We start from the raw sequence: 13630 nt of genomic DNA on the forward strand, positions 1-13630 counted from the left end.
TGCGGAGATAACGCTTAGCCTCCCCATTATGAACCGTCCAGCATTAACTTATAAACCTTACCGTCTTTTGCATATTCATTATTAAAAAGCAGGGCATCCCCTTCTCTTTTCAGGAATTTCAGATTGTCTCCAAAAAAAGGAAGGTCGTTTGTTTCGGCATATTTTTGCTGCTCTACGTCAAGAAGTGCCTTGTACAACAATGTTTTGGCACCTGTTTTACGATCTATCATCATGAGGAAACCTTGCTGATTGGACCGAATCAGCAGAAAATCCTCGTCCATTCCCTCCACTAAATAATTATCCGAATTACCACCTAGGGTGTTCAGATTAATCGTCTCCGTTACGTTCCCTGTTCCATCTTCAATTAATCGTAATATTTTCCCATCGGTAAGCAGGAGCTGATCGCCAGCTATTTTCACATTGTCACCATAACGAAGATGGTATCCTACACTTGCGTGGCGAATGACCATTCCATCCTTAATAATCATCGTATACCATTTATTATTGATATGTGGTTCTCCGTAAACATCTGTTACGGTTAGATAGATTAGACCTTTCGGCGTCTTCTGAAAATCGAATTGAACAGCATCGAATAACTGCGAACCAAGGTTCGTTAGCAAGCGAGTTTGTCCTGCGGAATCTGTTAGATATAAACCCCCTGTTTTTTTATCCACTGTATAAGTAGATCCAGCAAATTGTGCGCTGGCACTAGCATAGTTCAATAGCCCAGTTGCTGTATATATCCTCTTCGTCGCATCCCAGCTGACCGTTGTTCCTCCTAATGAATTTACAAGAAAACGGGCAGGTACATAGAGTTGACCATTAATTTCAAAAGGAACACCTTCTACACTTACCAATTTACCATCAAGGACCCCCTGTTTACTTCCAATACGAACGGCTATCTTTTTTCCCCATCCAGTAAACTCCGCTCTTTGATGCGATTTATCCCATACAACCTTAAGTCCTGCCGCTTCCCAGTGACTGGCTGAAACATAAGTAATCCCATCCTTTACTAGTGCAGCGCTCGTACCTTTCCCGCCTCCATCCATAATGAAAGTGAAGTAAGCGGGCAATGCCGCATTCGCAACTGGAGCAGCAAGCAATGATGCAACAAGTATTGGAGCTAGCAACCATCTTTTATCCATATCTTGATCAACCTCCATGTTAGAAACATCATAAATTCTTCATAGGGTATAGACGCAGTTTAATTCCAAAGGTTCCTATAAGTTAACAATAATAGTAAATTCTAAGTTCAAAGTCTCTCCTTCCATTATTCCTCTCATCTGCCTCTTTTTCTCTCATTTCGTTGTTCCCCCAAGAATCTGTGAAAGTTTTCTCATAAATTGATAGGGAGGTTGGCGCCAAACCTTAAACAAAAAAATTGAAAGAAGGCAATTACAATGGCTTTAGGTTGTGATACAGCTACAAATGTAACAGCAGCAAGATTAACTACACTTAAAAATAATAAATTCACATTCGTTTGCCGATATTTAAATCGCGTGGAAGGATACCAAGATGGTCTCACCTCAGCTGAGATTACACGGATTTCAGATGGGGGATTATTTATCATATCCCTTTATCAAATCAGCAAATCGCTCGATCATTTTACGAAAGCCAATGGGGTTAAAGATGCTGAAACGGCTGTAGGATTAGCAAGTGATTTGGGACAAACCAGCAGCACTCCGATTTATTTTGCGATAGACCGCGATATGACCTCTACCGAAATCACAAACAATATAGTACCTTATTTTCAAGGCATAAAATCAGTGCTAGACAGCAGTACTAAAAATTCCAAAGGTTATAAAATGGGTATCTACGGATCACGAGCAGTCTGCTCTCATATTCGAGGCACTAATTCCGCCACAACACGTTACACCTTCATCGTAGATAATGACTGGCAGGGAACCTTCGAGGATTGGAACCTGCGACAATATAATTTCAACACTGAGGTAGGAACAAGCACTGGCAAAATCAACGTAGACTATGTAGAGTCCTCCTCACATAGCGGTGGAGGCTGGAAAAAGTAATTTATTCCACTTTTATCGGTGACGAGGCGTCGTACGAAAGCAGATTATGATAGATTCAAATAAAATCTCGTTATTATAAAAATAGTAAAAAGACAACCAGGCATGGATTATCCGATTAATGGAGAAGCTCTGCCTGGTGTTTTTGGTTTGTAGCGGTTTGTTTAAGCAGATAATCATAAATCGTAGCTATCCGATTTTAATGTCTTCTTTGGGCAACCCTCGGAGAAAAATACGCAGAATTTTCCAATTCCCAGCCGAATTACGATCGAGCATCCATTTCGCACTGACAGCAGCTTGCTTTCCTCACTAACAGAACTTGCTTTCCTCACTAACAGCAACTTGCTTTCCTCACTAACAGCAACTTGCTTCTGCTATCCTCTCCCCGTATATTTTATCGCTGTAACTTTATGTAACCTATGAGATAACTGCACTCTATACACTTATTTCGTCTGTAAAAGGCTAACTTCTCACTTTAACTGTATTCTATACAATTAAAAATCACAGTTATCAGCTTTAGCGGCAAAAAACTAAAAAATAGCTGTACAAAATACAACTATCTTCATGAGCGAGTTTTTCGAGCGAAAATAGCTGTACAAAATACAATTAAAAGCCGCTACATATTAAATTCGTCCGCTCTCCATATAAAAAAGAGGCGAGATCTTTGTAGATCCCCCCCTGCTCCACTTGCTCCTATTTAGAATCGCTCATTTGATCATATGCTGGATCATACGTCCACTTCAGGCCGTTGTCCTTACTCGACAGATAGATGGTACCTACAGTGTTGCCCTCTTTGCTGAGCAGAATAGGATACAATCCTTCTTTTCCATTAAAAATAGGTGAAAGCGGCGTTTTTTGATATTCATTAAAGGTTTCCGGAAGGGATACCACGAGCTTTTCCCATGACTGCCCCTTATCTTTGGTCCAATAAATAACTGGCCCATTATCTTCATAATATCTGAACCCTAAGAATCCGATATCCTTGTTAGAAAACCCTGCCCCGGCTAAACTTTCCGCGTATAAATCGTTAGGATTTCCAAGCTCCGTCCATGTCTTCCCGCCGTCAGAGGTCTGGTATACATAATTTAATGAGCGTCCCACACCTGCAGAACCTCCGGAGACGATCCATCCATTTTGTTTGTCAGTAAACCCGATGAACTTGGCGTCATAACCCTTGGCACCTGCAATGTTGTAGTTATTCCACGATTTCCCCATGTCATCACTGATTAATACATGTAGAGGGGATTCTTTACCATCCGCAAATCCATATACAATTGCAGTTTTGTCCTCGGAGATATAAAATCCGGTATCCGCTCTCCCCATCCCCATTTCTGTTCCAGTCGTATCAAGTTTTAAAGGCGTTTGCGCTTGGATCTCCCCTTTCCGATAGGAGACAGAGACATTACCATCCTCGTCCATGGAATACGCATTCCCAGCGTCATGCACAACCACTTGTTCGCCACTAGAGCTGTAGGAATAGATAGTACTTGGTTTGAGCGCGGTATCTGAAGATTGGCCGTTTAGGTTCGTACAGGCTGCTAGCACTGCTGTTACACCAACCACCATTAAGACCGCAAGAAATGCGCCTACTCCATTTCGTTTTTCTTTCATATTTAAAATACTGCCAAATCGCTGCTTCATCGAGTGTTTTCCTCCTGCAAAATTCGTTGATAAAGCTACATGCCGTGTAGCATTACTTTGCATAACCGATAAAATGGCTTCGCAGTATTTCTTTCGATATGCCGCATTTTGCTTACGTACAACGGTGTCATCACAATAAATTTCAATTTCGCGGACAGCTTCGCGTGCCATGAACCAGACCAATGGATTAAACCAATGCAGTGCCTGCACAATCAGTAGCAGTAGCTTATATATGATGTCATGCCTTTTGTAATGGACGAGCTCATGTTTTAAGATAAACTCCAGCTCTTCGTCACTATATTGATCATGCGGCAAGAATAGTGTTGGCTTGTAAAAACCCATTAGCATCGGATTCGGAACTTTACTGCTTATCAGAACCGCAATGGTGGTTGTTACATGCATTTCTTTAGCGCCTTGTTTGAGCTTGGCGAACATATCCTCTCTCTGAAGAGGGCTGCTCCAACGTAACACCTGTTTCCTGAAAAAGAAATAACTCAGCAAATGATATCCTAAAAAAAGCACAGCGCCAGTAACCCAGATGTAAGCTAAAATATTAATTATAGAAGGGATATGGCTTACATCCCCTGTCTGGACCGGCTGAGAGATTACTGGCGTATCCGCCTGCAAATTCTGGGACACTGAGCTTTGAAAGACAGTTGCTATGGCCTGACCTTCGGGTAGCTGAATCGCCACAGGAGGATTGGTAAAGGAAAAGTTGAATGGCAACAATAATCGCAAGGTTAGGATCAACCATATCCAATAGCTCAACTTAGCCGAATAATGTTTTCTTAACAAGGGAGTTAATGTGATTAAGCCGATAATAACTAAACTAAGGGTCACAGAAATAACCAGAAAATCTGTAAAAAGACCTGTTATCATCAGGATTCCTCCTTATCTACTCTATCGAGCAGTTCCCGCAACTCAGCAAGATCGCTTTTATCAATCGCCTTCCCGTTGTATAAGGACATCACCATATCCTGCACAGAGTTGCCAAACAGCTTTTCAAGCGTAGACTTCCCTTCGCTCTCTTTATAATCTGTCTCAGAAATTGCAGCGAGATAACGGTTGCTCCGCCCTTCTTTTTCGCAAGATAGAAAGCCCTTTTCAACCAGCCGTGACAGCACTGTCATCAAAGTTGCAAGCGCCCACTTACGTTTGTCCCCCAGTTGATTCAAAATATAAGAGGAGCTAACCCAACTCTCGGCTCGCCAAATCACCAGCATAATTTCCAGTTCAGCATCTGGCAAGCGTTTGATTTTGTTATTCATCCATATTTCTCCTTATTATACATTTGTGTAATACATTCATTATACAAACGTGTAATTAAAAAGCAAGCACATTATTTCTAAAATATGTATACATTCTTAGACGTTTATTATTTTAATAAAGGTTTCACAAGTCCAGTAGCAAATAATAAATAGAACCCTAGGAATTTTTATAAGATTCCAACAATGATAACCAACGCACACTCAGCTGAAATTTATAACTATTTTGGAAACTAAGTGATTGGTCTGCATTATTCTTAAGTAAGGAGGTAGGTTATGAAAAAATTTAGTATTCTATCATTTTCACTGATAATTTTACTAATTTTATTATTTGTATTAGTCAGACCCACGCAAAAGATCGTAAGTGTCAATCTTGCATCCGAAACAACAGAAATTACTTATACTGACCGTGAAAGCCTTCAAATCTTCGAAGATGCTATAAGAACTGTAAAAAAAGTACGCGGGTCTGTTGATGTGGGTGAACCGACTTATCGAATGACTGTTACTTACGCTAATTTAAAGGTGGCCGGATTCAGCCTTTATATGGATTTTAAAACGAAAGATGGTTTCCTGATTAAAGCTAGCAATAGCGAAAAGATGCTGGATTTAAGAAATAAGAATTCGGTTGAGCTAGCTGATCTGTTAAGTAAAGAAAAGGAAGATTAAAATTTGGAAACTCAATCTAAAAATAGGCATGGTCATCATACAAATGTAAAAACAAGCCATCCTTTAGTACTAACTAAGGATGGCTTGTTCGTAATTATATTATTTTCCTGCGCTTCAGATATACTGTCCGCTCCGCTCAGAGCGCTGCAATTCTCTGCTGGATGCGTGGGAATAATGCAAAGGCATTCTCATAAAATACTTTCTCATGGTGCTGCTCAGGCACAAGCCGGCGGACGAACTCCGCATACAGGTCAATAGGCGCGAGTGGCCAATCGGTACCGAACAACATTTTTTCATAGTGATCAGAGTACACCAACGCCCGGCGAAAATGATCCATAAACAGGGGTTCATTCATGAACCGCTCAAAATGAGGCCGATCACCAACAACGAGACCAGACAAATCGGCATAGACGTTCGGATTCTTGGCGACCACTTCGGCAGCATCCATCACCCAGGGATCGCCTAGATGGCAGATCATAAAGTTCACGTCGCGCCGTTGGAACGCCAGTTCGTCCACGGTAAGCGGATGCGCATACTTAAGCAATCCATTCATCGAATACGTATCACCGGTATGAATAACCACAGGCGTGCCGTACTTGGCGGCCAGCTCATAGATCGGCGAGTAGATTTTGTCATAAACGTAATGATGATAGTACCCGGCATAGAGCTTAATACCAGCTACCTCAGGAGCTTGCAGCCTTGCCTCAATTCGGTCCAGCTCATCCAAAGCATCCTTTCCTCCGAGCATATTCGGATTAATGCCCACGCATTCCATTAAGAACGGCGGTACACTGGCTTCCAAGTCGAGACCCATCGGATTGGGAGAGGCAGAGTCAGGAAAGGCTCCCTTCGTCTGCTCCGTGACCCCCATTCCAATGCCGAGAACAACGTCGTTCTTGTCAAACTCCGCTTTGAGCCCAGCAGCTGTGTAATCAACTTTGGAGAGGTCCAGTGCTGTCTGATGAAAGCTATCGATGTCCGACAGATGAATGTGAATATCAATGATTGGCATTTATAGTCTCCTTTTTGTCAGAAGCACTAGCAAAGGTCACCTTCATAAGATTACGAACTACCTCTGGATCCAGAGTGAGCTCTCCTATGATCATGAAGGTCGGCTGTGTCCAAGCGGTTTCTCCGTTCAGTAGTAGTAGATGGTGATTCACACCATATGTGAATACCTTATTGTTCACGTAAGACATAGCTCTCTGATTAGGATAACTATGCACCACATGCAGCATGTCTTTACGCGAAGTTGCACCGATTCGGATAAGCCCCTTGGATTCCAGATGGGCTTCGACCTTCCCGATAGGGAAGTTGCCTTCCTCTGGGAGCTCCATCCAGCCTTCCGAATAGATTGGTGAAGGCTTAAAGTAACTATCCTCGGATAGCGAATAATGCGGCAGCGTCAGTCCACTTTCATTGGTTACTGAAATCAACACACAGAGCACAGGAACTCCGGGCAGCATGAGGTAATGCTGATTGATCGTGATCCCTCGGTTTGCTTCCTGCTTCTCCATCGAAGTGGTCAGTCTCAATCCCTTCCAGACGTTGCCGTGATCATCCATCTGCTCCGTCCAAGCTGCGCTTCTTGGCTCCTGCAACCGGCTAAATCCGCCTATGCCAGAAATACCCACACCGAGTCCACCATGCCAAGGATTCCACCAGGAACGTGGTTCAGCTTTCGGAAAGGTGCTGTCCAGCCACTCTTCTCCTTGGTGCTTCAAGGAATGCACAACGCTGCCGAAATCAGGAGCAGCTGCAATAGATAGAACTCCGTTGCTCACTGTGTAAATGGGACCCGCAGGTCCTTCTTCTATCCCACAAACAACGCTTGTTTCCGTTTGTGGAAACCAGAGGCCTGTTCGCTCTTGAATGCGATCCTCACCACGATAGACGACCCGGACCTTACGGCCAGATTCGTTGTGTTCTGGTGATTCTGTATCCTCAGTAGAGAGTTCAAAACCAGCGGAGTGCAAATTTTGTCCTCTTTGCAACTCCATCTCAGCGACACTTCGCTCCTCTTCTCCATCAGCCTGTACATACAATTCAAGGCTTCCATCAAGCGGTGTCATCTTTCGTTCGATTAGCTCGGCATGAAGTGCCCCTGCTGCAAAAGGATTTCCACCGCCGAGCGTTAGCTCAAGATGGTCATCCAACACCGGTATGACCGAATTCTGCTGTTTTAGGGCAAAGGCGCGGAATTCCGACCACTTAAGGAAGGTGTTAAGAGCAAACACCATAGTTTTTGTCCGTACGACATCTCCAGCGGAGATTCGGCCAAGATTATGCTCCAGCCCAAGCGGGTATTCCGGACGAAGCAATTTTAGCGAAGGATCCCAGCAGATTCCGCATGTGACGTTCTCTTCCTTGCAGAACAACCAGTTCTCCGTAATTTGTGCACTGTCCCAAAGACTTGGATCGCCTGAGTAAGCATCGCCCATGTCCACGTATTGGCCCTGATATGGCAAGATGAGCTGTTTACCGAAAAAGCCGAAATTCGTCAACAGATACATGTCTTCTTCCAGGATATCACTATTGGTATTGCAGACCTCACTATAAAACTCAGCGATTCCGTTGGCAAATAGCTTAGCCACTCTTTTTATCTCAAGACCCGGGAATTCTTCCGACTCGTAAAGAGATTCGAGAACTTGGCTCTCCCCTTCAGAATAGATCTTTACTTCTTTGACCTGTTTCTTAGAGAATTCTTCTGCGAATGGCTTGCCTAACTTCGGATGGGTCAACCAGAAATTATGGCTCGAGCCGGGATATTCAATCCACATTCCATTGTCGGTATTATTAAGATGAATAGAGTAGGCGCCATTCACCGCCACCCACTGATCCCCGTTTTCCCCGCCAAAGCGGCCATGCGTTCCCTTCATTAGAACGGATAGCTTGCTGATAAAGGTGACTGCCTTCTCTCCAACCGGAACGGCCGTTACCTCAATAGCCTGTGAATAAAGACCGTATGAATTTAGGGTAAAGGGTACTTGAATAGAAGCCTTACTCTTAGCTGGAACAGTGAAGCTTACTGTACGGTCCGCCCATACGAGGAATTCGTCTTCGGGCAAATCAAAAGAAAATTCTGCTTCTGCAGCAAAATTATTCTCCACATTAAGGTACAGTTCCGAAGGAAGACCCAGATACAGTTCCCGGTGTGGCAGCGCTATCTTCATTTTGAGTGGAAATTTAGGAGCAACGCCAATGCGGAATTCCGCACGCTTGCCACCGATGATCCACTTGCTCATAACAACGGGGTGTGTCTTCTTATCGTTCTGCTCTTCCCGAACTGAATCAAGCTCAAAATCACCTTCCACGATAACCGTTTCACCTGGAGCGAGTAATCGCGCAGCAGATAGAGCAAAACGGATATTTTTATCGTTCTGGCCTTCGATCTCAATGGCCAGCTCAGACGTCGAACGATTCTTGATGCGATAGCGAATCTTGTAGGTCGAACCAAACACAAGATCATGATCATCAATTTCCGTAGAGATTTCATAGTCTGGTGTATCAAGAGCGGTCAGACCGCGGCCAGTCTTCTCGAATTCCGCCCGCAAGGAGAGTTTTCCCTTTTGCCAAGTGTAATCAAAGAAATCAAAGCCACGCTCCTGGCGGCCATCTGGCTGAATGGGAAGTTCACGGGTACTGTCTGCATACCAATCCAGTTCTTCAAAATAAGGAGCAAGTGCTTCCGTTTGCAGTACTGTTGGAATGAAGTTCATCAGATGGACGTAATCTTCATTTTTCTCCCAAAAAAATCCGCATTTCTTATACATTGGTACGGCTTTCGTATTACCTGCCCAAGTGAACAGATCAAGACGTGGCCAGCCCGCTTCTATTGTTTGGCGAACAGCGTTCAGAATCAGATTGCGGCCAACCTTGTATCCGTGATAATCGGGACGTACATTCAATAGCGGGACATACAAAGCCCCTTCATCTTGACGGTAGTGGGCGAAGCTGCAGAAGCCGACTACCTCTTTGCCATCAACGGCAAGAAAGGCATTAAGATTGGACGAGATCTCCATCTCACGGCGCACACTGTCCTCAGTTCTTTGATTGGTGCCTCCGCCCCAGCTTTCGTTGCTGCGGTTCCACATTTCTGCGACCGCCCCAGCATAAGAAGAATCGTATTCGATAATGCGGATTTGTTCCGCTGTAGTTTTTACAGTCATGTCTTCATCTCCTTATTCCTCAAAAAAATATGAGTATGTATTCGTATACAGTTATTCTGGATAACCTCTCTACAACATATTGAAATAACTCCTACGAGTTCTTATTATACTATTAACTGGAAGCTCAATACGAGGTAAAAAACTCTTTCTCCTTATTTTCTACATAAACTCACTGCCAGCAGAAAGCTACAAAAAAAGCTGTCGAGTCACCCTCGACAGCCTGAAGCTGCTATTAGGAGCAGCCTTTCTTCTTTAACAACTCTCCACACGATCCGCCGCTCTTTTCTTCATATTAGCGAGACCTACAATACATATCAGCAGTACGCAGATAGAATAAGGAAGCGCCATATTAACGGTGTATAAGGCCGTTCCTATAACTGGCCCTATGAATGACCCGCCACCTTGCAGGGCCGCAATAAAGGAAGCAACGCTTCTTTGCTCATGGTCTTGAACCGCCATTGAAGCACCCGCACTGTAGCCGAGCAGTGTAAAGCCGATGCCAATACCCAAAAATGTAAAGTCTACATACGCAAATCTGATGAACAATAACAATCCCAGCAAGCCTAAGGCAACAAATAAGAGTCCTACGAGCAGCACTTTTTTAGGATGCCATTTGAGATACTTACTGATTACAATTTGCGAGAGCACTACCATTATTCCCGAGATCGCCAGCCCCATTCCAATTAACTGAGTGGCTTGCTGAGTACTGTAACCCAAGCTATCCTGCACAAAAAATCCGATAGTAACCTGCACGATATTCAGAGCAAACGAAAGCAAAAGTCCAATCCATAAATAGAGGCGTATCCGTCGATCATTGGGGGAAAGTGAAATCGCCTGCCGCTCAATCTCAATATTCTTTTCTTTAGGAATAAACACCAGAAACAATATAGCCAAGGTGAACAATAAAATAGCGGCCGCGTACATTGGTGAGGTCAGGCCCAGTGAAGCCATTCCTCCACTCATTGCGGGTCCTACTACGAAACCAAGACCGTTGGCCGCACCAAATAATGCCATTCCTTGTGTACGGGTTTCTTTTGTACTCCAGCCCATAACATAAGCTTGTGCTAATGCCGGAATTCCTCCAAAGAAAAAGCCAGCGATTGCGCGAAGTAAAAAGAAACTCCAAAACAGACTCTCTTTACTCTGTGCATTTACTGCATAATCAGCCAATAGTGCAAAAATGATGAGTGTGGCCATATAGACGAACATAATCGAAGCAAGCAGCCACTTTCGGCTCATAAACGTTTGTTTTTCCCAGAAATATCCTCCGAGCAGCCAACATAACCCCGCCACCGATACTAAACATCCTGATTGAAAATCACTCAGCCCCAAATTTCGCGCAAGCGGACCAATAATCGGATTAAAAGCAGCTATTGAGATCATTCCTGTAAGTACGATTAGAAACATAATACCCCGTCTGTATTTCATAAAATTCCCTTCTCCTCTCAAGTAAACCAGAAACAATATACGATTCGTTATAATCGCTGTGTTTATGGTACTATGCATGGAAGTCAGGCCTCTACCTCTTGGCGGATTACTTTACTGGTTAGCGGGATTTATAGTAGAACAAACAAAAAAACCTGCTCTTAAGAGCAGGGTTATAGATGTTAATCCACCGTTCCAACATTCTCCAAGTGTAATGAGCTTTCGGAGCTGACGCCTGCTTCCGTACTCAGAGTAGTAAGTGCTTGTTTTAGATCCTCTTTATTCACATAGACATACGGGCTCTTCCAAAGAGATTCTACATGTAAGGAATTAATATGCTCTGGTTTAAGTTTAGGGAAGTTGAATAACCACTGCTGCAGATCTGCTTGAGGAATATCCGTCTTCACATTTTCACCAATGATATCCAATACATTTCCCCATTGGGACACACCTTGGAAGTTTCCTAGCTTATCCAGAATCTGCTTGATTACTTGCTGCTGCCGATCATTACGCTGGAAATCGGAGGATTCAGCCGTTCCTTGATTCGATTTACGGTACCGCACAAAATCAAGAACTTGTTGGCCATCCAGCTTCTGCAAGCCTTTCTTTAAATCGATGTGTGTACCATCTGCCGTATCGGTATATTTCATATCCATATCTACATCTATAGTCAGTCCGCCAAGCAAATCCACGGTCTCCTGCAACACATCAAAATTCACCACAACCATGTGATCAATCGGCAGACCGAGCAAATTGCTGAAAAACTCTTTTGTATTCGGAATAGCCTCTGTTTTGTCTTTTATGTAATGATAAGCATAATAATAATTGGCTTTACGGGAAGGTAACGATTTAGGTTTTAGCAACAAATCCCTGGGTAAAGATAAGAAACTCGTCGATTTCGTGTCCGGATTGAAGCTGACAAGCATCAGAACATCAGTATTCATTACCCCACCGCCACCGTCCCGGCTATCTACCCCGGCAAGCAGAAAAATCATAGGTTCAACCGATACCGTCTCCTTTTTTTCCTCTGGAGCAGCAGTGGGTTGTACGGTGACTGGAGCTGCCATACGCTGTATCGCATCATCCGTCTTTTTGTATAAATACCCTGCATATACTCCAATCCCTATAATAGTTGCGCCTAAGACAAGACCAATGCTCGTCAGAATTTTACGGGTTGTTGTCCACTTGCGTTTGTTAGACATAATTTCCTCCACTCAGTTCCAATAGCTTATTCAATCAGCGCTTTCATCCTTATGAACTTTAACACTTAGCACTATGCCAATCGCTATCATATTAGTTAGCAACGAGCTGCCTCCATAACTAATAAAAGGCAATGAAATCCCCGTTAGGGGCAGTAACCCAATATGCATCCCAAGATTAACGGAAACTTGAAAGATGAACATAGCGATAAACCCGGTGACAATATAGGTACCCGCACGGTCCCTACTATCCAGCGCAATAAAGATCATTCGGTACACGAGCAGCAAATAAAGCATCAGCAGCACGGATGAACCTATAAAACCGTATTTTCCCCCGATGACTACATAGATCGAATCGGAATACGCATATGGAATATATCCTTTTCGCAAAAAAATACCTTCACTGCCCGATAATCCTCCGGAGCCAATGGCTATCATTGCGTTTTTCACATGCCAAGACTTATCCGGATCGCTCTGCGGGTCCAAAAAAGCTTGGATTCGTGACAGTTGATGGGGCTCGACAATCTTGGATAACAGGTCGAAGTTAGCATAATACAGCCATAGTATCGTGCCGATCGAAATAATCACAACACCAAGGATCAGAATCATATATAGAGCACGGATGTTACCAATCCACAGCATACTAAGTAATATGCCAGCAAATACGAGTGCTGTACCCAAATCGGGCTGATCCATTATTAAAATGAAAGGAATTAAAAAAACGAAACAGACCGGCACTAAATCTTGAAAAAACCGCAGCCGCTGGCCCTCTCGTGTACCTAATAGATGAGCAATGAGCAGCACCGTACATATTTTAGCCAGCTCGGAGGGCTGAAGCTGAAAGCTCCCAATACTTAACCAACGCACGGCACCATTGAGGTTTTCTCCAACCAGCTTGACTAGTACTAGTAAACCTATGCCCACGCCATAAAAGAGATACGCTAACCTGCCTAATAGAATCTTATAATCTACCAAAGCAATGAATAACATGGGTAGGCAAAATAAAGCAAATAAATACAAATAACTTATGTAAAGACCGTCTAACCGCGTATCCGTAGTCGCTTCATAAATAGCAACAGTACCCATGCCAACTAAGCAGGTGGTGAGAAAAAGTACGGATCTGTCCAGCTTTGCAATTTTGGTAGAGATAAGCATTTACAACCTCTATTTAATTTCTGTAGTTTTCTTGTTGTGTAGGGGATATATACATGAAAATGGGCATTATAAATAATCCGCTGAGC

At 43.5% G+C, this 13630-nt stretch carries 10 protein-coding genes; 2 read left to right on the forward strand and 8 right to left on the reverse strand.

The window, feature by feature from the left end; translation table 11 throughout:
- Positions 1 to 26: 26 nt before the first annotated feature.
- Positions 27 to 1145, reverse strand: a complete 1119-nt coding sequence (locus MHI15_RS02550) for a copper amine oxidase N-terminal domain-containing protein (RefSeq protein WP_175617282.1) — start codon at positions 1143 to 1145, stop codon at positions 27 to 29.
- Between the two features lie 255 nt (positions 1146 to 1400).
- Here MHI15_RS02550 and MHI15_RS02555 point away from each other — a divergent pair, with 255 nt between their 5' ends.
- Positions 1401 to 2027 carry a glycoside hydrolase domain-containing protein gene (locus tag MHI15_RS02555; protein ID WP_312148393.1) on the forward strand — a complete coding sequence of 209 codons (627 nt, stop codon included), beginning with the start codon at positions 1401 to 1403 and terminating at the stop codon, positions 2025 to 2027.
- Between the two features lie 690 nt (positions 2028 to 2717).
- Here the strand turns inward: MHI15_RS02555 and MHI15_RS02560 are convergent.
- Positions 2718 to 4544 carry a M56 family metallopeptidase gene (locus MHI15_RS02560; protein ID WP_341164101.1) on the reverse strand — a complete coding sequence of 609 codons (1827 nt, stop codon included), beginning with the start codon at positions 4542 to 4544 and terminating at the stop codon, positions 2718 to 2720.
- A complete protein-coding gene (locus MHI15_RS02565) occupies positions 4544 to 4933 on the reverse strand; it encodes a BlaI/MecI/CopY family transcriptional regulator (RefSeq protein ID WP_076143756.1) in 390 nt (129 codons plus the stop codon). The genes MHI15_RS02560 and MHI15_RS02565 overlap by 1 nt, the downstream gene beginning before the upstream one ends.
- 273 nt (positions 4934 to 5206) lie before the next feature.
- Between MHI15_RS02565 and MHI15_RS02570 the strand changes: the two genes are divergently transcribed.
- Entirely contained in the window at positions 5207 to 5596 is a 390-nt protein-coding gene (locus MHI15_RS02570) for a hypothetical protein (protein ID WP_341164102.1), read from the forward strand.
- A gap of 136 nt (positions 5597 to 5732) precedes the next feature.
- On the opposite strand, the gene MHI15_RS02575 is transcribed toward MHI15_RS02570, so the two are convergent.
- The 5 genes from MHI15_RS02575 to MHI15_RS02595 all read right to left on the reverse strand — a co-directional run bounded on the left by MHI15_RS02575 (position 5733) and on the right by MHI15_RS02595 (position 13544).
- The gene (locus MHI15_RS02575; protein WP_076104960.1) at positions 5733 to 6608 is read right to left on the reverse strand and encodes an amidohydrolase family protein; all 876 of its coding nucleotides are present in this window, start codon (positions 6606 to 6608) and stop codon (positions 5733 to 5735) included.
- Positions 6595 to 9765: a GNAT family N-acetyltransferase gene (locus tag MHI15_RS02580; RefSeq protein ID WP_341164103.1), complete on the reverse strand. Its 3171-nt coding sequence runs from the start codon at positions 9763 to 9765 to the stop codon at positions 6595 to 6597. The genes MHI15_RS02575 and MHI15_RS02580 overlap by 14 nt, the downstream gene beginning before the upstream one ends.
- Positions 9766 to 10017: 252 nt before the next feature.
- Entirely contained in the window at positions 10018 to 11193 is a 1176-nt protein-coding gene (locus MHI15_RS02585; protein ID WP_076201547.1) for an MFS transporter, read from the reverse strand.
- A gap of 179 nt (positions 11194 to 11372) precedes the next feature.
- Entirely contained in the window at positions 11373 to 12392 is a 1020-nt protein-coding gene (locus MHI15_RS02590; RefSeq protein ID WP_076182929.1) for an LCP family protein, read from the reverse strand.
- Positions 12393 to 12422: 30 nt separating this feature from the next.
- Positions 12423 to 13544, reverse strand: a complete 1122-nt coding sequence (locus tag MHI15_RS02595; RefSeq protein WP_076278706.1) for an FtsW/RodA/SpoVE family cell cycle protein — start codon at positions 13542 to 13544, stop codon at positions 12423 to 12425.
- Positions 13545 to 13630: the final 86 nt, after the last annotated feature.

The organism is Paenibacillus sp. FSL H7-0918, from assembly GCF_038007025.1.
Taxonomy (GTDB): domain Bacteria; phylum Bacillota; class Bacilli; order Paenibacillales; family Paenibacillaceae; genus Paenibacillus_AQ; species Paenibacillus_AQ odorifer.